This is a genomic window from Pseudoclavibacter sp. RFBB5 (assembly GCF_002931555.1).
Lineage (GTDB): Bacteria > Actinomycetota > Actinomycetes > Actinomycetales > Microbacteriaceae > Pseudoclavibacter.
Genome location: NZ_PSTZ01000009.1, coordinates 133,873 through 154,502, shown reverse-complemented (window position 1 = coordinate 154,502; position 20,630 = coordinate 133,873). Strand labels below are relative to the sequence as shown.

Sequence of the window (20,630 nt, the reverse complement as noted above, 5' to 3'; positions counted from 1 at the left end):
AGGTCAACTGACATGCGAGCATCACGAGTCATCTCCGCCGTCGACTCCCACACCGAGGGGATGCCGACCAGGGTCGTCACGGGCGGGGTCGGGGTGATTCCCGGCGCCACCATGAACGAGAAGCGCCTCTACGTGCAGGAGCACCGCGACGACCTGCGCACGTTCCTCATGCGTGAGCCGCGCGGGCACTCCGCGATGAGCGGGAGCATCCTGCAGCCGCCGACGCGGCCCGACGCCGACTTCGGGGTCCTCTACATCGAGGTCTCCGGTCTGCTGCCGATGTGCGGGCACGGCACGATCGGGACGGCGACGGTGCTGGTCGAGACGGGGATGGTCGAGGTGCAGGAGCCGGAGACGGTGATCCGGCTCGATACGCCAGCCGGTCTCGTGATCGCTCGTGTGGAAGTGAGCGAAGGACGCGCTGTTAGCGTTACCATCGAGAACGTGCCCAGCTTCTGCGAACGCCTCGACGCCGTCGTCCCGGTGCCGGAACTCGGCATCGACGCGCTGAGGTACTCGCTGGCATTCGGCGGGAACTACTACGCCATGGTCGACCTCGACGACGTCGACCTGCCGTTCGATCGACGCCGCAAAGACGACATCCTGCGCGCCGGCCTCGCCATCATGGACGCGATCAACACGCACGACGCGCCCCGGCATCCGACGATCGAGGGCGTCGACCACGTGCACCACGTCGAGTTCATCGCGCCGGGCTCCGACGCGGTCCACTCGCGGCACGCCATGGCGATCTACCCCGGCTGGTTCGACCGCTCGCCGTGCGGCACCGGCACGTCCGCGCGCATGGCGGAGTTGCACGCCAGGGGCGAGCTGCCGCTGCACACCGACTTCGTCAACGAGTCGTTCATCGGCACGAGCTTCACGGGCCGACTCATCGACGAGGTGCAGGTCGGCGACCGGGCTGCCGTGATCCCCACCATCACGGGGCGCGCGTGGATCACCGGCATGGGCCAGTACCTGCTCGACCCGACAGACCCGTTCCCCGCAGGTTTCGAATTCTAGATTGGACTCATCGATGAGCACTCCCACCCCGCACACGACAGACGCCGAGCTCGAGCAGATCCTCGCGGCGGCCGCGCTCGCCGCCCCGGTCTGGGCGGCGACGCCACCGAGCGAACGAGCGTCGGCGCTCATCGCGGTCGCGGACGCCCTCGATCAGGCGGCGGGGGAGCTCATCCCCATCGGCATGCGGGAGACGGGCCTCGCGCAGGCGAGGCTCACGGGCGAGCTGAAGCGCACCACCGTGCAGATCCGCCTCTTCGCGGACGTCATCCGAGACGGCGCCTACCTCGACGTGCGCCTCGACGAGGCCGACCCCGACTTCGTGCTCGGCCCACGGCCCGACGTGCGCCGGATGCTCGTGCCCGTCGGCGTCGCCGTCAACTTCTCCGCCTCCAACTTCCCCTTCGCCTTCTCGGTGGCGGGCGGTGACTCGGCCGCGGCGCTCGCGGCGGGCTGCGCGCTCATCGTCAAGGGCCACTCCGGCCACCCGGAGCTCTCGGTCGCGACGGCACGCGTCGTCGAGGACGCGCTCCGCGCAGCCGGAGCTCCTGATGGAGTCTTCGCGCTTGTGCTCGGCCAGCAGGCCGGCGTCACCGTGCTCGAGGACGACCGCGTCGACGTCGGCACCTTCACGGGGTCGATCCGCGTGGGCCGCCTGCTCGCCGACAAGGCCGCGGCGCGCCCCCGGCCCATCCAGTTCTACGGGGAGCTCGGCAGCGTCAACCCGGTCTTCGTAACCGCCGCCGCGCTCGCCGAGCGCGGCGAGGAGATCGCGGCAGGCTACGCCGCTTCCGTCGCCGGCTCCGCTGGCCAGCTGTGCACGAAGCCCGGCTTCCTCTGGGTGCCCGCGACTGATGCCGCCGGCGAGCTCGAGCTGCGCGTCTCGCAGGCAGCCGAGCAGGCCGCCGAGCACCGCCTCCTCAACCCGAGCATCGGCCGGGCCTACCTCCAGCGCCGCGCCGACGTGCTCGCGGCCGACGGTGTGCGCGTCGTTGCCGAAGGCGCCGTGCGCAGCGACGACGACGGCAACGTGTGGGCGACGCCGACGATCGTGGCCGTGCCCGCGAGGAAGCTCTCGGCGGGCGACGAGACGCTGCTCGACGAGGTCTTCGGTCCGTTCTCCGTCATCGTCGAGTACGACGACGAGGCCTCGCTCGCGCCCAGCCTCGACGAGCTGTACGTCGGCAACCTCACCGGCACGGTGCACGCTGCCGCGGGGGAGCAGTCGCCAGCGCTGTCATCGCTCGTCGCAGGGCTTGCTCGGAAGACGGGACGCGTCCTCTTCGGCGGGTGGCCCACCGGGGTCGCCGTGACGCCGGCGATGCAGCACGGCGGACCGTATCCGGCGACGTCGAACGACACGTCGACCTCGGTCGGCACCGCCTCCATCTCCCGCTTCCTGCGAGGCGTCGCCTACCAGGGCGCGCCACAGGAGGCGCTCCCCGAGCCCCTCCAGGACGCCAACCCGTGGGGCGTGCCGCAGCAGCGCGCGGCAGCCGGACAGTCGGTCAGCTGGGGCTCTCGGGCCTGAGCTTCTCCGTGAGTCGCCCGCGGAGCGTGGAGGCGAACGACTGGGCTCCCTCGGCGGGGAGGCGGCCGCGCCGTCGCAGCTCAGGGACGACGTGCTCGACGAAGTCCTCGAACGAGCGGGGCAGGATGGCCGGGGTCACGACGAAACCGTCGGCGGCCCCGGCATCGTGCCACTCGCAGAGCTCCTCCGCGATCTCGGCCCCGCTCCCGGTGGGCGACGGCGTGAGCTGGTCGAACGACTGACGCAGCGCGAGCTCGCGCACGGTGAGGGCCTCGCGAGCGCACACGGCGGCAAGCATGTCCTCGAAGCCGTCGCTGCCGGTCGCCCCGCGGTGCTGGGCGAGGAAGGCCCCAGCGGATTCGTCCAGGTGCATCGCCTCCGGATTCGCGTGCATGAGCCGCGCGAGCGAGCGCACCGCGGACTCCTCATCGATGCGCGCGAGCAGTGACGCCTTCGTACGCTCTGCATCGATGTTCGTCGATCCTGCGATCGGCTGGATGGCGGCGCAGACACGAAGCTCGTCGGGGTCGCGCCCCGCGAGGCGCGCACGCTCGCGCAACTCGGCGCGGACGGCGCGGTTCCCTTCAAGCCCGTCGGAGGCGACGAAGACGAGCTCAGCCCACTTCGCCGCGAACTCCATGCCGCGTTGGGAAGCTCCCGCCTGCATGAGCACCGGGTGCCCCTGCGGGCTGCGCGGCAGGCTGAGCGGGCCGGGAGCCGCAGCATGTTCACGCGGGGCCGGAGTTCGGGAGACGAGCCCCGGCTCGGCGAACACTCCGCCATGTGCATCGTGCACCAGGGCGTCGGCGTCCCAGCTGCGCATGAGCTGGAGCACCTGGGTGACAACACGATCGGCGCGGTCGTACCGCCACGCCTTCGACGGGATGCGCTCGAGTCCCATGTTGCGCGCCTCCGCGTCGGTCGTGGAGGTCACTATGTTCCAGGCCACTCGGCCCTCGGAGAGGTGGTCCAGGCTCGCGAGGGTGCGCGCGATGGCGTACGGGGGCAGGAACGAGGTCGACACCGTGGCGCCGAGGCCGATGCTGCTCGTCGCACCGGCAACGGCGCTGAGCACGGTGATGGGGTCGAGCGTCACGGCGCCCTTGCCGCCGCTCGCGAGCGTCGTCGCGGCGTCGCCGAGCGCGTCCTCCGGCACCGCGAGGGCGTCCGGCAGGAACATCATGTCGAACCCGCCGCGTTCCAGGAGACGCGCGATGCGCACGTACGAGCTCGCGCGCAGCCAGTCCCTGCTCGAGTCCGGGTGCCGCCACGCCGCCGCGTAGCGCTGGGTCGGCGGGTTCACCATGCCGACGAGTGCGAGTTGACGGGGTTCAGGCAAGGGACAGTCCCGTTCCTGCGGCAACGCCGGCCGCCGCCGTGAGTGCGAATGCGGCGAGCACGATTCCGGCGAGCGCGGCATCGCGCGCATCCAGGGGCACGAGGCGCCAGACCGTGCGGGGCCCAGCTCCGAGCCCCCTCGACTCGAGTGCCTGCGCGATGCGCTCGCCCGAGCGGATCGAGACGACGAGGAGCGAGAAGGACGCCGAGCCGAATCCGGCCGGGCCCGTGCGCGGCATGCCATCCCTCCCGAGCGGCGCCCGCACGGCCTGTGCTGCACGGATGCTCTGCCACTCGCTGGGCAGCAGCTGCAGGAGGCGGAACCCGGCAAGGAGGGCGTAGGCGAAGCGCGGGCTGAGCCTCGCGTGCTGCGTGAGGCTCGTCATGAGGCCGCGCGGCGGGGTGCTCGCGATGAAGGAGATCGACAGCATGCCGATGACGGTGGTGCGGAGGGCGAGTGCGACGCCGATGGCAAGTCCCTCGCTGGTCACGCGCACGGGCAGATCGGGGAAGACCTCCGTGCCCGGCCGGCTGAGCGCGTTCACGGTGATGAGCCCCAGGCCGAAGGCGGCGAAGGGCAGGGACGCCGCGAGCAGCCTCGCGGGGGTCAGCCTCGTCGTCGTCAGCGCGGCCACAATCGCCAGCGCCGTCAGCACACCGAGCGTCAGCGGGTTGAGCACGAAGAGCGTCGCGAGTGAGCAGACGAACAGCACCGCGAGCTTGACGGTCGGGTTGCGCCGCTCCAGATAGGGGGTCACGCCGCCACCCGCAGTCCTGCATCGTCGAGCTCGCGCAGGATGCCCCTGGACCGGTCGTCCGAGAAGCCCTCATCGAGGAGCCAGGCGAGCAGTGGTGTGCGCTCGAGGCCCGCCGCTTCCAGCAGCTCGGGGTCGCGCAGCAGCTCGAACGGCGTCGTGTCGGCGAGGAGCTCGCCGTCGCCGAGCACAAGCACGCGGTGGGCATGGGCGCAGACGGCCCGCAGCTCGTGGCTCGAGAACAGCACGCCGCATCCGGACGCCGCCGTGCGCTCGAGCTCGCGCATGGCCGTGATGCTCGCGCGCCGGTCGAGGCCGTATCCCGGCTCGTCGGCGAGGAGGAACGGCCGGTCGTGCGCGAGCATGGCGGCGATGCTGAGCCGCCGCTGCTGCCCGCCGGAGAGCCGGAAGGGGTTGTGGTCGAGGGAGCTCGCGAGATCGAAGCGTTCGACGAGTTTTGCGACACGCTCCGCGTCGCCGGGCCCGAGCCCGTGCTCCATCTCCCGCCGGAGCGTCGACTGCGCGAACTGGTGCTCGGGGTTCTGGAAGATGAGACCGGGGCGCGGGCCGTGGATGGTCCCGCCACCTGGGCGGGCGAGGCCGGCCATGGTGCGCAGCAGGCTCGACTTCCCGCATCCGTTGCGGCCGAGGAGCGCCACGACCTCGCCCGGGCGGAGCTCGAAGCTCACGCCCCGGAGCACGGCGCCGGGTCCAGTTGCCGCCGCGGCTGCACTGCGCTTCCGCCTCGGCGCCCCTCCTGCGACGACGTCGAGCGACTCCACGCGCAAGGACGGGCCGCGAGCAGTACCCGATGATCGGGGTGCGGCGGTTCGGGGTGCAGCCCCTTCGCCGAGCGTGGCGACCGCTCCGGCGACGGCCCTGTTCGCGAGACCACCGCTCAGCCCCGTCGTGGCGGCGAGTTCCGCTTCGAGCGGCAGCCAGCATCCGGCCGCCTGCAGTTCGACCGCGTTGTCGAGCAGGACCTGTCCGGTCGATCCATCGTGGGCGATGATGCCACCGCGGCCGACGACGATGGTGCGGCCGGGCAGGCCGGCGATGCCGCGTGCCCCCGCGTATTCGTCAAGGCGATGCTCGACGAGCACGACCGTCGACGCGCGCGCTGTCGCGGCGTCGATGGCTCGGCGGACGGATGCGATGCCCTCCGGGTCGAGCATGGACGTGGGCTCGTCGAGCACGAGCACGCGCGGCTGCGTGACGATGGCCGCGGCGAGGGCCACCCGCTGCGTCTCCCCGCCGGAGAGCGTCGCGGAGCGTCGGTCGATCAGCGTCGACGCCCCGACGGTGTCGAGGGCCCCCGCCACGGCAGGACCGATCGACGGGGCGGGCCACGCATGGTTCTCGAGCGGGAAGGCGACTTCGTCAGCCACGTCGGGGAGGCACACCGACGAGGCCGGGTTCTGCGCCACGACGGACAGGTTCCGTGAGATCGTCGGCACGTCATGCTCCTGCGTGTCCATGCCGCAGACGCGCATGGTCCCGCTCACCTGCGCTGGCACGGCGTGGGGGATGACCCCGCTCAGTGCCTGCAGCAGCGTCGACTTCCCGGAGCCGGACGGCCCGATGACGAGGACGTGCTCGCCCGGCTCGACCCGCAGGTCCACCGGCCCCAGCCCGTCGCCCGACGAGTGGATCACCTCGAAGCCGTGCGCCTCGATCTCGAGTCCGGAGCGCTCCGCGGGCGAGGTGTCAGGCCGCACGGCGCACGGCCACGGGTTTCGTGTCCTGCACGATCGCGAAGTTGTCGAGCACGCCCGTGCGCACGAGCGAGTCGACGATGAGCTTCGCGAGGAGGCCCCCGAGGATGATGCCGGACGCGAGTTGGATGCCGAATCGCAGGAACAGGATCTCCTGCCCGTACCAGCCGGAGCGGAACGCCGAGTAGAAGAACACGAGGCCAGCACCGAGCGCGCCGGAGATGGCGTACCGCAGCCAGCCGTACTTCCTGTACCTGCCGATCGCGAAGGGCAGCTCGCTGCCGAGGCCCTGGATCGCGGCCGCGACGAACAGCAGAGGGCCGACCGCCGAGCCGAGGAAGACGACCTCGATGACCGAGGCGAGCACCTCGGCGATGACGCCGACGAACGGCCGCCGGATGATGGCGATCGCGATGGGCGCGACCAGCAGCCAGCCGCCGAAGAGGAAGTGCTGGGCGAGGTCGCCCGCCGGCCCCATGGCGATCGACAGCGCCGTCCAGGCCTGGACCAGCGCCCAGTAGAGGAAGCCGAAGACCGTGCCGAGCACGACCATGAGCACGATGTCGCGCAGCTTGAGGCTCATGCCTGCGCTCCCGCTGCTGCGCCTGCCGCGTGGCTCGGGCTGTTGAGCGAGATCGTGAGGTGGCTCGTGACGTGCTGCACGTGCGCGCCGACCCCGGCCCAGGCCACGACGACGGTCTCGAGGACACGGCCGAGGTCCCCGCTGAGCTTCGTGACGAAGTGCTCGGATGCCACGAACGTGCCGCTCGCCTTGGCCGTCTCGATGGCGGCGTAGATCTCCCGCATGTGATCGGGCGTCCGCGCATCCACGCCCGCGTCCTCGAGCGGGTAGAGCGCCCATTCGGCGCTCGCGAAGCTCCCCGTGTGCCGCCCGCGCGGGGCGTCCACGCGCCGAGGTCCAGCGCCGCCTGGCAGCTCGCACACCGCCTCACCGGGGCAGCCGCGAGAGAGCAGCACCTGAACGGAGGCGTGCAGTCCGGTCGCGGCCACGTGCTGCGTGAGGTCGGTGAGCCACCGCAGCAGCGCCTGCTCGTCGCCCCCGGCGTACGTGCTGACATCGCCCGTCTCGAGGATCAGCCCCGAGGAGTCCGCCGCGTCGACCGCGGCGAGGATCACCTCGACGTAGCGGTCGGACATGACCGAGAGCGTGACTCTCGCCCCCACCCCGAATGCGAGTGGGTCTCGAGTGATGGATTCCATGTGCGTGCCTTCCGTCGGAGCGTGACGGCACGGGTGAGTCGACTCCCTTCGCTGGCATTACCCAGATCAGGTTCAACGGTCGGAGTTCGAGTACTCCCTCTCAGCCCGACTCATCGGGCTCCCGTGCACGGCCACACTGTAGCCCCGACGGTGCGCGCTGCTAGCTCGAGGCGCTCGTGAAGACGACGTGATTGCCCTCGGGGTCGAGCACCTGGAGGATATGGAAGTGAGTGGCGTCTTCGATCCCGCCGTGCTCGATCTTCGCGGCGTCGAGCCGCGCGGCCACGCTCTCAAGGTCGTCGTCGTTGAACACCACGGTGGATTTTCCAGAGCGACTCGAGTCGGCCCACAGCTGGAGGCCGGCCTCGCTTGTGAAGTGCCACTCCAGGAGGCCGGGCATCGGATTCCCGTCGGGACCCCGCCCGAAGAGCCTCCCGTAATATTCCGTAGCCTGAGCCAGGTCCGACACGGTGATCTGCGCGAGCACTCCGTTGATAGCCATGCGTCCCAGCATGCGCGAGAAGGGTGCGAGGACCCTCAACGAACATGTCCCCGCGTTTCGACGCGTAACGGGCCGCGACGGGCGCCGTGGACCGAACTCGGGGCGCGGCCTAGCGTCGCACCATGACGAACCCCAACCGAATCCACCTCGGCGTCGCACTCGATGGCGCCGGCATCCACCCGGCGGCCTGGCGGGAGCCGAGCGCCCGCCCAGACGAGCTCTTCACTCCCGAGTACTGGGTGGGGCTCGTGCAGCTCGCCGAGCGGGGCCTCCTCGACTTCGTCACCATCGAGGACTCGCTCGCGCTCCAGAGCAGCGAGTTCCTCCGCCAGGACAACCGGACCGACGGGGTCAGGGGTCGCCTGGACGCGCTCCTCATCGCCGCCCGCGTCTCGCCCGTCACGGAGCGCATCGGCCTCATCCCGACCGTCACGACGACGCACACGGAGCCCTTCCACGTCTCGAAGGCCGTCGCAACCCTCGACTACACGAGCCTGGGCCGTGCGGGCTGGCAGGCCCGAGTCTCGCCCGGTGCGGAGCACGCGCACTTCGGACGTCGGGATGCACCGCTCGTCGGCGAGCTCTTCGCGGAGGCCAACGACTTCGTCGAGGTCGTGCGCAGGCTCTGGGACAGCTGGGAGGACGACGCCGAGATCCGCGACGCCTCCACCGACCGGTTCCTCGACGCGGCCAAAGTGCACCGCATCGAGTTCGAGGGCAAGTGGTTCAGCGTGCGCGGACCGTCGATCACACCCCGGCCCCCGCAGGGGCAGCCGGTTGTCGCCGCGCTCGGTCACGCCGAGGTGCCGTACGAGTTCGCGGCAGCCAGCGCCGACCTGCTCTTCGTGACGCCGACCGACGTCACCTCGGCCGTGCGCATCCTGAGCGAGGTGCGGGCCGCAGAGAAGAAGGTCGAGCGGGACGGCGAGCTGTCGGTGTTCGTCGACCTCGCCGTGTTCCTCGACGGGCCGGAGGAGACGGGGTCCGCCCGCCTCAACCGCCTCAACGCGAAGGGGCGCGCGCTCGGAGAGCCGCCGGCGGTCTTCGCGGGCTCGGCCGAGGAGCTCGTCGAGCACTTCGAGACGCTCGCCGGCCTCGGCTACGACGGCTTCCGCCTGCACCCCGGCGTCGTGACCGACGACCTGCCGCGCATCGTCGCGGACGTCGTCCCGCTCCTGCAGCGCAAGGGCCTCTTCCGGGAGCGCTACGAGGAGCGCTCCCTGCGCGGCCTCCTCGGCCTCGAGACCACCGTGCCTAACCGCTACGCCGCCGTCTAGACCCGAACCCGATCAGGAGATCACCATGACGAAGAAGCAGATCATCCTCGCGGCCTACGTCGGCGGGGTCAACGAACACACGCTCTGGGAGCACCCGGAGGCGGGCAGCCAGATCGAGTTCTCCACGTTCAAGCACGTGGCGCAGAAGGCCGAGGCCGGGAAGTTCGACTACTTCTTCCTCGCCGAGGGCCTCGCGCTGCGCTCGCGGCTCGGCGAGATCTTCGACCACGACATCTCGGGGCGGCCGGACACCATCCCGGTCCTCGCCGCCATCGCCGCCGTGACCGAGCACATCGGCCTCGTCGGGACCATCAACGCCACCTTCAACGAGCCGTACGAGCTCGCTCGCCAGTTCGCGAGCCTCGACCACCTCTCCGGTGGACGTGCCGGCTGGAACGTCGTGACGTCGTTCGACGCGTTCACGGGCGCGAACTTCCGCCGCGGGGGCTTCCTGCCGCACGCGGAGCGCTACGAGCGGGCCGAGCAGACCGTCAGCACCGTCCGGGAGCTGTGGGACTCCTGGTCGGCGGATGCGATCGTCGCGGATAAGGAGACCGGGCAGTTCCTCGACTCCGCCGATGAGGGGCGATTCGACGTGGAGACGAGCCAGTTCGACATCAGCGGGCGCTTCACGGTTCCCCGCAGCCCGCAGGGGAGGCCGATCATCGTGCAGGCTGGCATCTCTCCGCAGGGCAGGGACTTCGCGGCTGCCAACGCCGACGTCATCTTCTCCCCGTACTCGCGCCTCGAGGAGGCACGCGACTTCTACGCCGACATCAAGGCTCGAGTCGAGGGCTTCGGCCGCAACCGTGACGACCTGAAGATCCTGCCGCAGTCGAGCTTCGTGCTCGGCGACACCCACCAGGAGGCGCAGGAGAAGGCTCGCTGGGTGACGGAGCAGCAGCTCAGCCCGCGCACCATTCAGGTCCGTCTCGAGCAGGTCTGGAACCGTGACTTCTCGGACATCGACTTCGATGGTCCCCTGCCCGACTTCGATCCGGATGGGGAGAGCGCGCCCATCATCGAGGGCCGCGCCTTCACCTACGGCGACCGGCTCGCCACGGTCCGCAGGTGGCGCGAGAAGGCGCAGGAGAACGGATGGAGCATCCGCGAGTTCGCCCGCAACGAGCTCGGCGGCGTGCGGTTCGTCGGCACCGCCGCCCAAGTGGCCGAGGAGATCGACGAGTTCGTGCAGAACGACGGCTCGGACGGGCTGGTCATCGGCTCGCACCTCACGCCTGGCGGCATCGACGACTTCGTCGACCACGTGGTGCCAATCCTGCAGGAGCGCGGCTCCCTGCGTGAGGAGTACGCGGGAACGACCCTGCGCGACAACCTCGGCATCCCCGTGCCGGAGCGGGGGACGCGGGCCCCGAGCGCGTTCGCGGTCTGACCCAGAAGAATCACCCGCAACGAAGAGGTGGCCGCCGGAGATGAACTCCGGCGGCCACCTCTCCGCGTGCCGTGCCGTGCCGTGCCGTGAGTGGCTGGGCTCACACGTCCGGGTAGGTCTCCCGCAGCACGCGCCCCAGGTAGGCCGCGATGGCCCCTGGGCCCGAGCCGGCGGCCACGCGCTCCACATCGGCGTTGTAGTTGGTGTTCGTGTTGATGTCGTAGACCACCCGTCGGCCGTCCTCGGTCTCGATGAACTCGATGCCGGCGATCTCGAGGCCGATGTCCTTCGTGAACGCCACAAGGCGTTCGACGAGGTCGTCGTGGCCGCCCTGGCGTAGCGAGAAGATCGACGTGCCTGGCTCGGGCGCCAGCTCGGCGCCCGGGGGAACGACCGGCCGGCCCGTGTCCGGGTCGATCGCGCACGCATCCGCTGGGCAGAGCTGGAAGCCGCCGTGGATGGTGTCGGCCGCGATCGAGTAGATGTGCTCGCCGCCGACGATCTCGACGCGGGTGATGAATCCGCCGGCGGGACGCAGGTACTCCTGCAGGAGCGTGATGCCGTCGAGCGGCTCCTCGAACTCGGGGGAGTCGAGGTAGGCCTCGAAGTCGGCGAAGTGGTCGAAGCGGCGGACCCCGAGGCCCTTGCCGCCCTGGTTGTGCTTCGTGATGAACGGGGTCGGGAAGTCGCGCGCCGCATCCCGCAGCCCCTGGTTGCCGATGACGGCGAGGGTGCGCGGGGTGTCGATGCCGGCCTTGCGCAGCAGCGTCAGCTGGTCGACCTTGCTCACCTCGAGCTCGATGGCGCGGCGGCCGTTGACGGTTCGCCTGCCCGCGGCCTCCACCCAGTTGAGCACGGAGCGCGCGTAGTCCTTCGACAGCGCGTGATCCCTGGTGTGCGACGAGGCGCTGATGCGCGACCAGAAGATGCCCTCCGGTGGGAGCGCGTCGAGGTCGAGGACGCCTTCGACGAGGCGCCATTCGACGACGGGAACGCCGGCGGCCTCGAAGGCGGCCTGGAACGGCGGCCACCACTCGGGGTTCTCGTGCAGCGCGTAGACGACGGGTGTTGCTGCCACGGGATGCGAGGAGATTGACTGGGAGGAGACCGGTGTGCTCAAGAGAAGAATCCTTCGACGTCGAGTGCGCCGCCCGCCGCGTCGAAGTCGGCGCGGGCCGCGGCACGGAGGTTGGGGTCGGCCAGGAAGTCGGCGGCGACGAGTGCGAGGCCGGCGCTTGCGTCCGCGATGGCGGTGCTCGCGGCGGTGCTCGTCGCGTATTCGGCGAACTCGCGCGTGTGGAGGCTGACGTCCGGTGGGCTGATCGCGATGACCGGGTGGATGCCGGGCACGCGCACGCTCACGTTGCCGAAGTCGGTGGATGCGGCGAGGTGCGAGGGCACGGACGCCTTGGTGAGCACGCGACGGCCCCTGGCCTCCTGGTGCACGGCCCAGCGTTCGGAGAGTGGCGTGTTGTACCGCAGTGGCATCGTGAACGGCAGCGGGTCCCACTCGACCTCGACCCCTGTGCCGGTGGCCAGGGCGATGCCGTTGGCGATGTCCTCGAGGCGGAGGCTGAGCTCCTTGAGCGTCTCGGCGGCGTTCGAGCGCACGTAGTACTCGAGTTCCGCGAACTCGGGGACCACGTTGGGGCGCTGTCCGCCGTTGACGATGACGCCGTGGATGCGGTCGCCCGGGTAGAGGTGCTGCCGCAGGAGGCCAGTGGCCTGGTAGTTCAGGTTGGCGGCATCGAGCGCGTTGCGTCCCTGGAACGGGGACGCGGAGGCGTGGGCGGGCACCCCGTAGTAGCGGACGCGCAGGATGCGCCGCCCGATGAAGGGCTGGTCGGTGACGTCGTAGCCGAAGGGATGGATCATGATGGCGGCGTCGACGCCGTCGAACGCGCCCGCGCGGGCCATGATCTCCTTGCCGTTCCCGCCTTCCTCGGCGGGTGTCCCGTAGAGCACGATCCGGCCCGCCGGGAGCGCACGGGTTCGGCTCGCCTCGACAAGAGAGAGGAACGCGCCCACGGCGGAAGCGGCGATGATGTTGTGCCCGCAGCCGTGGCCCACTCCGGGGAGGGCGTCGTACTCGGCGAGGATCGCGACGGTCGGCGCATCCTGTGCCGCTTCGCCGACGACCAGCTCGGCGACCAGTGCCGTGTCGAGCCCGAAGGCGCCCACCTGAGCCGTGACGCCGTGCTCGGCGAGCAGCTCGGCGATATCGGCGACGCTCTGCGTCTCCTCGAATCCCTCCTCCGCGTACTCGAAGATGCGGTGGGAGAGCTCCACCAGCTCGGGCTGCAGCGACTCGGAGGCGGAGCGGATCGCGGAGGTGTCGTCACCGGATGCGCCGTCGTGGGCTGAGGTGATGCGCGGGGCGGCGGCGGCGGCGATGGCGGTCTCAGCAGCGACGAGGTCCAGGTAGGTGCTGCTCGGCGTCGTGGGGGACGCACCGACGCTGATGCCGCGGGTGGCCCCGGATCCTCGGGGTGCGCTGCTCGGGCCTGCTGCTTCGCTCACGTGGTGTGCTCCTTGCCGCCGGGGGCCCCGATCGGGCCGTCTGCATCCATCGTGCCTCGATTCTTCGGGGCGTGCCTGACCGTGTCTTGGTTGCCGTCGTGGGCCGTAACGTGAAGCTCGATTACAGTGTCAGCGTGATGTTCATCGTCGGTGCCGTGCTGCTCGGGCTCAGCCTCGCGCTCACGACCTGGGCGCACTTCCTGATCGGCAGGGCGGGCGCCGGCCGCAAGCTCCCGATCTTCAAGGACCCGCCCGGCACTCCGAAGCTCGCGAGCTGGCTGCGCATGGGCGGGGCACTGCTGGCCGTCGTCGCCGCGGGCCAGCTCTGGCACGTCATCGGGCTCGCCGCGCTGCTGCCTGTCGCGCTCGTGCTGTTCGTGCCTGGACTCATCGCGCACTCCCGACACGAACGCACGCTTCATTCGTAACGGCCGAGCTGCCGGCCCGCTCGAGGCCTCGACGATGGGTAAGGCACCGCCTCACCAGGCGTTGATGATCGTCGTCAACGGCCCGGTGGTCAACCGGTTCAGGATGCGCGAGCCGAGTCGCGTGCGCTGACTCGGCCCTCGACGCCGACGGTTATAGGCGACGAGCCCGGTGTCGAGGTCGCGCGCTGAGGTGAGCTCGGCGCCGAGAGCCGCCGCGTCGATGAGCGATTCATAGGCCCCGCGCCCCAGGTTCGGCGCCATGGCGTGTGCCGCGTCGCCGACGAGCGCCACACCCGGGCGGACGTAGCTGCTGAGTCGTGGCACGTCGAACAGGGGCCTGGCGTCGATGGACTGCTCCGTGACCTGAGCGAGCACCTCCCTGACAGCGGGGTGCCAATCTCCGTAGAGGCCACGCAGCGTGTTGGCATGACCCCACGGCTGCGGACTCGGCGGCAGCTGGACAGTTCTGACGCAGGCGAACCAGTTCGTGTGGCCGGGGGAGTGCGGGGTGATGCCGAAGATGCGGCCCCGGCCCCACGTCTCGGAGATCTCGGTCGCCTCACCGGGCACGACCCCACGGAGCGCGGTCGTCCCAAGCGCTCGCGGGCTGGCGTCACGCCAGTGTCGGGCACGCACGACGCTGTTGATGCCGTCCGCGCCGACGATCAGCGCTTCGCGGCCGGCGCTCTCGGCGCTCTCGGCGGCGTCTGCGGTGTCGCCCCACACGATGGCGTCCGGGCCGAGACGGGTCTCCACCTCGTCCGACAGCACCCGAAGCAGGGTCGGCCTCGGGACGATGCGCGCCTCGCGTCCGGTGCCGAGCCGCGCGAGCATCCGCCCGTCCGCACGACGGATGCTCCCGCCCGCGTGCGCCTCGGTCTCGTCTCGTATTCGGGCCCCAACCCCGATCGCATCGAGTGCGGCAATGGCGTCAGGCCACATCCCGAGACTGGTTCCTGCTCGGGAGGCCAGTGGCGCGCTCGCGGACGGTCACCTCGAAGCCAGCATCGTGCAGTGCGGGCGCTGAGGCGAGCCCAGCGATGCCGCCGCCGATGATCGTCGCGCGCCTGTCCATGCGCGCAGGCTACTACAGGCGTAGTGACAGCACTACGTCTATAGTTCGAGGGTGCCCTCGACACGTGATCGCTCGCTCTCCGCCGCCCTCCAGCTGCTCGCTGCTGGCGGCATGCGCGCGCTCACGCACGCTCGCGTCGACGCTGAGGCTGGGCTGCCGCGCGGGTCGACCTCGAACCACTTCCGAACGCGGCAGGCGCTCATCGAAGGGGTCATCGAGCGCCTGGTGAGGAGCGACTACGCGGAGTGGCTCCTCACGTACGAGTGGGGGGAGCCGAGCGTCGAGCGCTTCTGCGCCGCCATCGAAGCGGCAGTCGATTCCATGACCGGCGCCGGGCGCGAGCAGACGCTCGCCCGCTACGCGCTGGTCCTTGAGGGCACCCACAACCCGTCAGTGGCCGCGGCCATCCAGGAGGGGCGCGATCGGTTGCGCAACTGGGCCGTCAGCGCGGTCGCCGGCCTCGGTGTGAGCGGCCCTGAGGCGCGCGCCTTCGCCCTCTTCGCGTTCATCGACGGGGTTGTCCTGCAGCGGCTCTCCGCGCCTTCGGAGGGGCAGTCGACCGAGGGGCCGTCGAACGAGGGTGAGCCGGACGAGGGTGAGCCGGGCGAGGGCCGGGTGGGTGATGCTGTCGACGTGGGTCTCACGGTGCGACGGATGCTCGCCGAGGGGTAGGTGTCCGCGCCCGCTGCGCCCGGGTGGACATCACCGGGCTGGCATCGTCAACCGGCTGGCTGCAGCTCTGCCGCCCAGGCTGATGTTGCGACGGCGATCTGCTCTCGCCCCTCCTCGTCAGGGATGGTCGCCGTCCCGTCGCCGGACTGCGGGCCGTAGTTGCCGAACATGGCGTGGTTTGCGCCGTCGACTTCGAGGGTCTCGGCGTCCGCGGGGAGCAGGCCGCGTGCATCGGCTGCCTTCTGCGGGGTCGTGAGTCCGTCGGCGCTTCCCGTGATGCTGAGGACATCGAGTGAGGTGTCGGCCGCGAGGTCGTTGGCACAGTAGCTGCCGAAGAGGAGGAGGCCGGCCACGTCGGGTGAATCGGCGAGCTGGCAGGCGCGGACGCCGCCGAGGGAGTGTCCGCCGACGGCCCAGGTTGTGATCTCTGGCGCGGCGGTCGAGTAGTCGTCGATGGTGCGGGTGTCGAAGAAGGCGAGGTTGAGGAGGGGCTGCGGGATGACGACGGTCATCTGCTCCTCGGTGACGAGGCTGGAGAGCTTGGCGGCGTAGGCCGCTGGCTCGACCTTCGCTCCGGGGATGAAGACGAGCCCGGTTGTGCTCGCGGCTTCGGTCGGGCTGAGCACCAGCGACCCGTCGACGTCCGCGACGGTGATCGCCGGGTCGTCGGTGACGGACGCGAGCGGTTCGGGTTCGGCGGCCATGACGCCGACGTTCGCCCAGATGAGGAACGCGGCGATTGCGGCGACGAAGACGCCGGCGATGATGGAGAAGCTCCAGATGAGCGTGCGCCGGAGCCGGCTCCGTTTGGGTCGACGCGGCTGCTGGTTCGGGGGAGTTGCTGGCACCTTGCGAGGGTACTCCTCAGGCGCTGGCGGGGGCGTTTCAGGCGTTAGCGGGGGCGTTCCTGGTGGTGCTGGTGACGGGCTTCTCGAACGCGAAGACGGGCAGGTCGAATTCGGGGATGCGTCGCTCGCCGCCTTCGAAGCCGGAGGCGCGGTAGAGGGCGACCGCCTCGGGCTGCCGTGACCCGGTGGTGAGGAAGATGTGGGTGTAGCCGAGCTCGGCTGCGGCGTTGTCGAGTTCGCGGAGCACCTGCTGGGCGAGTCCGCGGCGGCGGTGCGAGTCTCGCGTCCACATGCGCTTCACTTCGGCAGTGGTGGCGTCGTAGCGGCGGATCGCGCCGGCGGCGACGAGGAGGTCGCCGTCGAGGATGCCGATGAATGCCCCGTCCGGGGCGAGGAAGTCGCTGACTGGGTAGGCGCCGATGTCGTCGTTGTAGAACTCCGGTACCTGGTGCGGTACTCCTCGTCGAGGGCGTCGAGCACCTCGACGACCTCGGTGGAGGCGATGTCGAGGCGGCGTGCGGTGAGCGCGGATGTCATGCGCACATGGTGCGCCGCATCCCGGCTTCTGGGCTCGCGACTGGCTGTCCGGTGACGCCGTGTTTCGCCCGGCGAAGCACGGTGTCGTCTCGTGTACCCGTCTTGCGGCGCCTGCTTCCGGCCTGGTTCCTGCGTTCCTACGCTGACGCAAGAGGTTTCGTCATGGCGACGAAGGACCGCGACGAACGAGAGGGCAGCACATGAGCATTTCCGTCCGCACCGATGGCGGTCCCTCGATTGCCATGCGCCTGCAGAGGCTGTTCTCGCAGCTCTTCGTGTCAGAACGCTCGGGTGTGGGCGAGCAGAGGCTCCTCCTGCGCGGCGTCGGCATCGAAGAGGTGTAGACGAGATCGGCATGTGCGTCGCCCCGCGTCAGAATGGCGGCGGATCGTTGCTCGGGTCTCGTTCCATCTGAGGTCCGGATGGCCCCCCGGATGTGGTCGCGGTCGAGGGGTCGGCCGTGGATGGGGCTTCGCTCTGCGCGTTGATTTCGGCTGTCGGCACGAACCGAACGCCCTGCCGCTCGGGCTTATCGGCCAGGACTGTTCCTCCTGGCGTCTTCCACTCGAGGACTCCGCCTTCGAGCTGGTCGACTGACCACGGTGTGGCGTGGCGCATGACGTGGTGGAAGACGCAGAGGTGTTCGAGGTTCCCGAGGCAGGTTTTCCCACCGTGCTGCCATTCCTGGGTGTGGTCGATCTGGCAGGCACGTGCTGGGAGGCGGCAGCCCGGGAAACGGCAGTGGACGTCGCGGGCTGCCAGGAATCTCCGCATGGCCGCGGTCGGCGTGTACGTGTCGACGGCCAGTACGGTCCCGGTTATGGGGTGTGTAAGAATCCTCGTGAACATCGGTGCCAGTGCGGCCAAGCGCTTGGCTTCGTCGATCGGCACGGGTGAGAGGCCGTCGAGGAGCGCCGGGGGACGGCCGGGTTCGCGTTGGTCGGCGAGCAGGGTTGTTGCTGGGATGACCAGGTTCACCGTCGCCTGGACGCCATTGGCTGCGGTTGTCGAGGTGGGGTCGCCCGTGAGGAGCTGGTCGCAGACGAGGTCGGCGCTGACTTCTCCAAGTGTTCGCTCGTCGGGTTCTGACTCTGGAAGTTCGCCGGCGGCAGCGGCGGCCTTCTCGGCCTTGGCGCGTGCCCGCAGGACACGCGTCGCCTGCTTGCGGACTCTGTCGCGAACGGCGGTGAGCAGGAGGAGCGACCCTCCGACGTGCAGCACTCCGTGACCATCGCCCGCGTCGGTCACAGAGACGAAGCCCTTCATGCGCGTCTTCCGGCGCCGCTCCGCGAGTGGGATCTGCGTGAGTTCCTCCGCGATGCGAGCGGTGATGCGCCTGAGTGCCGCCTCCGTGAGGATCTGTCCACTCACCTGGTCGAGAGCGATCTCGACGTAGCGGGCGCGGAGCGAAGCCTGCTCGGATTCCACTTCGTGGGAGATGAGAAGCCCTGACGAGACGATGGCGTCGAGATGGTGGCCGGAGATGCGTCCGTCTGCCACTGCATCCACTGCGGCGGGGAACTCCCGGACGGCGTTCCACGACCCGGCGAGCTGCCGGATCACGAGACTGTGCTTCGCCTGCACTTCGAACGAGATCTCCGCCGAGATCGATCGGACGTGCATGCCCATCTCGGGGTGGCCGTCGGCAATGTCGAGGAGGTAGCCGAAGTTGTACGCGCGAGCCTGGAGCAGGATCGCCTCAGCGTCGATAGCGCGCCTGGCTGACTCGATGCGGGCGGTCTCGGACAGGATCGCAGCGCGTTCGGCGGCGACGGAAGCTGGGTCGTTGACGTCGAAACGCCACCGCTCCTCGAAGCTCGCTGCCGGCTGGTACATGGGTCAACCCTAGCAGAAGTAGAATCTATTTACTAGGAATGAGCAGTAACTTTCTGCACCAGGTTTCGAGGTCTGCACCGCTCCGACGACAGATCGAGGGGGACTCGCGCCCGTTAGGGGAGCTGGCGCGCCACGAACCCGAGCGCGGCCGCCGTGTCGACGATCTCGGGCACGGATTCGCGCGGCACGACGACCAGCGGGTAGGCGTCGCTGTCCTCCTCGAGGAACACGAGCGCGAGACCGGCGGGCGCAAGCAGCGCGTCCGCAGCTGCGGATGCGGTTGGCACATCCCCGTCCACGTCTCCGATCTCATCGGTGTCGAGCCCGATGCGGACGACTCGAGGCACGCCGGCGAGGGCATCCGCGAGTTCCATTGCGGTGTCGTCGGCGTGGAGATACGCGAGGGCGCCACAGTCATCGAGCGCGTCGATGAGGGCGCCCCAGGCCTCGTCGGCGCCGTCGTCCTCCTCGACGCCGCTCTCGTCGGTGTCTGCCTGGTGGTCGTGGTCACCGTGACCCTCTTCGTGGTCATCGTCGGCCCCGCCGTGCAGCGCCTCCTGGACGCTCGGCCAGATCTCCGGGTCGTCATCGATCAGCGTGCAGAGGCGTTCCCAGGCGGTGTAGTCAGTCACGGCCCCGAGGCTACCCGCCGAAGCGTCACGCGAGGGGTCGCGGCAGGGGTAGGTGTGACCAGAATTGAGTGCAGCTCGGATTGTGTTGCCATGGGTTCGGTCTCGGCCGCGGCTTCTGGTCGGGCGCCGAACGCGCGTTCAGGGCCAGTCCTCTGCTGTTCACGTGAACTGGGGAATAATCTGCGCGCCGTTAAATCGGTTCTAGTGGTTCTCGAATTTGTCCGGAGAAGATACTTCTTTATCCTGTTTTCTCCGGGTGAAGGACACGGTCATATCTTTTCGCCGGAAAGGCGAGTTTTCTGTCATTATTCGACAATGAGTCAGCTTCCTCCTGCGGCTAATCAGCCGCCCGTCTACTCGAGCGATCCGAATGGATACCAGTCCGCAAGGTTTGCTCCCTACGGACCTTCACATGCGCCTGCCCCACGCCGGCGTCGAGGGCTCGCCATCACCGCGCTGGTCCTTGGGATCGTGGCCTTCCTCATCGGCCTGGTTCCCGGCTTCGGTGCGGCTATAGGCCTCGCCGCCATACTTTTCGGTGTGCTTGCGCTTTCAAAGATTCAGTCGAAACCGATGGCAATCACCGGAATGAGCTTGGGTTTGGTTGCCGCGCTCACGTCCATAGTCGTACTTGCGGCGCTCATCTCAGGCGGTTCAGAGCCTGAGCAGCCGGTTGCCGAGGCTGAGGTGGAGGTTTCCGCCGCCCCGGTGCAGCCGGACGTCCAGGAGGCAGAGGTCCCTGCTGTCGTTGGGCTTGAGCTCGAAGAGGCAAAAGCTGCTCTGGCAACTGCCGGATTTGAGTTCTCGATCTCGGGTGCGGAGGAAAGTTACTCCGCTGACGGGACTTGGACAGTGCAGTCCCAGTCGCTCTCGGGGGCACAGCCCGTGGGTGCGGTCGTCAAATTGGCAGTGGTCCGCGCTGCTGTGCCGCTCGATCTTGCCACCTTCACGGAGACAGACGAGCGGACCTTTGGGCTGGTCCAGAAAAGCCCGGATGCGTACGTCGGGACCAACATGATCGTCTATGGGTCTGTAACCCAGTTCGATGCCGCGACTGGGGCCTGTGTATTCCGCGCGAACACCTCTCACGCAGTTCAAGAGATGTCGTTTGACTACAGCAGCAACACACTAATGACCGCAGGTGACGGTGAGTCCGATTGCCCCGGGGTGGCACAGGTTCTCGCCGATGACCACATCAAGGCCTGGGTGACAGTCGCCGGAAGCTTCACCTACGACACGCAAATTGGCGGCTCGACGACAGTCCCCCTCTTTACCGTTCACCAGGTGGAGATACTGCCGGCCACTGAGTACTGAAAACGGTCTCGCTCCC

Annotated in this window: 23 protein-coding genes and 1 riboswitch; of the genes, 8 read left to right on the top strand and 15 right to left on the bottom strand. The window is 69.4% G+C overall.

Features of this window, described 5'->3' with window-relative positions; genetic code table 11:
* The first annotated feature begins 12 nt into the window (after window positions 1-12).
* Complete coding sequence (locus tag C5B97_RS14635; RefSeq protein ID WP_104312747.1) at window positions 13-1,020, top strand: proline racemase family protein; 1,008 nt, start codon at window positions 13-15, stop codon at window positions 1,018-1,020.
* 13 nt (window positions 1,021-1,033) lie between these two features.
* Window positions 1,034-2,551, top strand: a complete 1,518-nt coding sequence (locus C5B97_RS14630; protein ID WP_104312784.1) for an aldehyde dehydrogenase (NADP(+)) — start codon at window positions 1,034-1,036, stop codon at window positions 2,549-2,551.
* Here the strand turns inward: C5B97_RS14630 and C5B97_RS14625 are convergent.
* The 6 genes from C5B97_RS14625 to C5B97_RS14600 form a co-directional block, all read right to left on the bottom strand.
* Window positions 2,529-3,890 (bottom strand): NtaA/DmoA family FMN-dependent monooxygenase, encoded by a 1,362-nt coding sequence (locus C5B97_RS14625; RefSeq protein ID WP_258068288.1) that lies wholly within the window; start codon window positions 3,888-3,890, stop codon window positions 2,529-2,531. The two genes, C5B97_RS14630 and C5B97_RS14625, sit on opposite strands and share 23 nt — an antisense overlap.
* On the bottom strand, window positions 3,883-4,647 hold the full coding sequence (locus tag C5B97_RS14620; RefSeq protein WP_104312745.1) for an energy-coupling factor transporter transmembrane protein EcfT: 765 nt from the start codon (window positions 4,645-4,647) through the stop codon (window positions 3,883-3,885). The genes C5B97_RS14625 and C5B97_RS14620 overlap by 8 nt, the downstream gene beginning before the upstream one ends.
* Window positions 4,644-6,362 carry an ABC transporter ATP-binding protein gene (locus C5B97_RS14615; protein ID WP_104312744.1) on the bottom strand — a complete coding sequence of 573 codons (1,719 nt, stop codon included), beginning with the start codon at window positions 6,360-6,362 and terminating at the stop codon, window positions 4,644-4,646. Before C5B97_RS14615 ends, C5B97_RS14620 begins: the two co-directional genes overlap by 4 nt.
* A complete protein-coding gene (locus C5B97_RS14610) occupies window positions 6,352-6,942 on the bottom strand; it encodes an ECF transporter S component (protein ID WP_104312743.1) in 591 nt (196 codons plus the stop codon). The genes C5B97_RS14615 and C5B97_RS14610 overlap by 11 nt, the downstream gene beginning before the upstream one ends.
* Complete coding sequence (locus C5B97_RS14605; RefSeq protein ID WP_104312742.1) at window positions 6,939-7,580, bottom strand: YkoF family thiamine/hydroxymethylpyrimidine-binding protein; 642 nt, start codon at window positions 7,578-7,580, stop codon at window positions 6,939-6,941. Before C5B97_RS14605 ends, C5B97_RS14610 begins: the two co-directional genes overlap by 4 nt.
* Window positions 7,581-7,607: 27 nt before the next feature.
* Window positions 7,608-7,715, bottom strand: a riboswitch (TPP riboswitch).
* Window positions 7,716-7,740: 25 nt separating this feature from the next.
* The gene (locus C5B97_RS14600; protein WP_104312783.1) at window positions 7,741-8,082 is read right to left on the bottom strand and encodes a VOC family protein; all 342 of its coding nucleotides are present in this window, start codon (window positions 8,080-8,082) and stop codon (window positions 7,741-7,743) included.
* 122 nt (window positions 8,083-8,204) lie between these two features.
* Between C5B97_RS14600 and C5B97_RS14595 the strand changes: the two genes are divergently transcribed.
* Together C5B97_RS14595 and C5B97_RS14590 are read left to right on the top strand one after the other, a co-directional pair.
* Complete coding sequence (locus tag C5B97_RS14595) at window positions 8,205-9,359, top strand: LLM class flavin-dependent oxidoreductase (protein WP_104312741.1); 1,155 nt, start codon at window positions 8,205-8,207, stop codon at window positions 9,357-9,359.
* A 25-nt stretch (window positions 9,360-9,384) separates the two neighbouring features.
* A complete protein-coding gene (locus tag C5B97_RS14590) occupies window positions 9,385-10,752 on the top strand; it encodes an NtaA/DmoA family FMN-dependent monooxygenase (RefSeq protein ID WP_104312740.1) in 1,368 nt (455 codons plus the stop codon).
* Window positions 10,753-10,852: 100 nt separating this feature from the next.
* Here the strand turns inward: C5B97_RS14590 and C5B97_RS14585 are convergent, their stop codons facing one another.
* Window positions 10,853-11,830 carry a RimK family alpha-L-glutamate ligase gene (locus C5B97_RS14585; RefSeq protein ID WP_104312739.1) on the bottom strand — a complete coding sequence of 326 codons (978 nt, stop codon included), beginning with the start codon at window positions 11,828-11,830 and terminating at the stop codon, window positions 10,853-10,855.
* 38 nt (window positions 11,831-11,868) lie between these two features.
* Entirely contained in the window at window positions 11,869-13,272 is a 1,404-nt protein-coding gene (locus tag C5B97_RS14580; protein WP_258068287.1) for a M20 family metallopeptidase, read from the bottom strand.
* Window positions 13,273-13,406: 134 nt separating this feature from the next.
* Here C5B97_RS14580 and C5B97_RS14575 point away from each other — a divergent pair, with 134 nt between their 5' ends.
* Window positions 13,407-13,700, top strand: a complete 294-nt coding sequence (locus C5B97_RS14575) for a hypothetical protein (protein WP_146080829.1) — start codon at window positions 13,407-13,409, stop codon at window positions 13,698-13,700.
* A 51-nt stretch (window positions 13,701-13,751) separates the two neighbouring features.
* On the opposite strand, the gene C5B97_RS14570 is transcribed toward C5B97_RS14575, so the two are convergent.
* Together C5B97_RS14570 and C5B97_RS14565 are read right to left on the bottom strand one after the other, a co-directional pair.
* Window positions 13,752-14,642, bottom strand: a complete 891-nt coding sequence (locus C5B97_RS14570; protein WP_104312737.1) for an FAD-dependent monooxygenase — start codon at window positions 14,640-14,642, stop codon at window positions 13,752-13,754.
* Window positions 14,632-14,775: an NAD(P)-binding protein gene (locus C5B97_RS14565; protein ID WP_104312736.1), complete on the bottom strand. Its 144-nt coding sequence runs from the start codon at window positions 14,773-14,775 to the stop codon at window positions 14,632-14,634. The genes C5B97_RS14570 and C5B97_RS14565 overlap by 11 nt, the downstream gene beginning before the upstream one ends.
* 51 nt (window positions 14,776-14,826) lie before the next feature.
* Between C5B97_RS14565 and C5B97_RS14560 the strand changes: the two genes are divergently transcribed.
* Complete coding sequence (locus C5B97_RS14560) at window positions 14,827-15,447, top strand: TetR/AcrR family transcriptional regulator (protein WP_104312735.1); 621 nt, start codon at window positions 14,827-14,829, stop codon at window positions 15,445-15,447.
* A gap of 47 nt (window positions 15,448-15,494) precedes the next feature.
* Here the strand turns inward: C5B97_RS14560 and C5B97_RS14555 are convergent, their stop codons facing one another.
* Genes C5B97_RS14555 through C5B97_RS18265 form a run of 3 tightly spaced genes read right to left on the bottom strand, consistent with a single transcriptional unit; the run spans window position 15,495 to window position 16,832 of the window.
* Window positions 15,495-16,295: an alpha/beta hydrolase gene (locus tag C5B97_RS14555; RefSeq protein ID WP_181027028.1), complete on the bottom strand. Its 801-nt coding sequence runs from the start codon at window positions 16,293-16,295 to the stop codon at window positions 15,495-15,497.
* Between the two features lie 37 nt (window positions 16,296-16,332).
* Complete coding sequence (locus tag C5B97_RS18270) at window positions 16,333-16,662, bottom strand: GNAT family N-acetyltransferase (RefSeq protein WP_258068295.1); 330 nt, start codon at window positions 16,660-16,662, stop codon at window positions 16,333-16,335.
* Window positions 16,593-16,832 (bottom strand): hypothetical protein, encoded by a 240-nt coding sequence (locus C5B97_RS18265; RefSeq protein WP_258068297.1) that lies wholly within the window; start codon window positions 16,830-16,832, stop codon window positions 16,593-16,595. Before C5B97_RS18265 ends, C5B97_RS18270 begins: the two co-directional genes overlap by 70 nt.
* 200 nt (window positions 16,833-17,032) lie before the next feature.
* Here C5B97_RS18265 and C5B97_RS18005 point away from each other — a divergent pair, with 200 nt between their 5' ends.
* A complete protein-coding gene (locus C5B97_RS18005; RefSeq protein WP_181027027.1) occupies window positions 17,033-17,176 on the top strand; it encodes a hypothetical protein in 144 nt (47 codons plus the stop codon).
* A 28-nt stretch (window positions 17,177-17,204) separates the two neighbouring features.
* Here C5B97_RS18005 and C5B97_RS14545 read toward each other — a convergent pair whose 3' ends face one another.
* Together C5B97_RS14545 and C5B97_RS14540 are read right to left on the bottom strand one after the other, a co-directional pair.
* On the bottom strand, window positions 17,205-18,668 hold the full coding sequence (locus C5B97_RS14545; RefSeq protein ID WP_104312733.1) for an HNH endonuclease signature motif containing protein: 1,464 nt from the start codon (window positions 18,666-18,668) through the stop codon (window positions 17,205-17,207).
* Window positions 18,669-18,781: 113 nt separating this feature from the next.
* Window positions 18,782-19,300, bottom strand: a complete 519-nt coding sequence (locus C5B97_RS14540) for a hypothetical protein (RefSeq protein WP_104312732.1) — start codon at window positions 19,298-19,300, stop codon at window positions 18,782-18,784.
* A 471-nt stretch (window positions 19,301-19,771) separates the two neighbouring features.
* Between C5B97_RS14540 and C5B97_RS14535 the strand changes: the two genes are divergently transcribed.
* A complete protein-coding gene (locus C5B97_RS14535) occupies window positions 19,772-20,614 on the top strand; it encodes a PASTA domain-containing protein (RefSeq protein ID WP_104312731.1) in 843 nt (280 codons plus the stop codon).
* Window positions 20,615-20,630 lie beyond the last annotated feature (16 nt).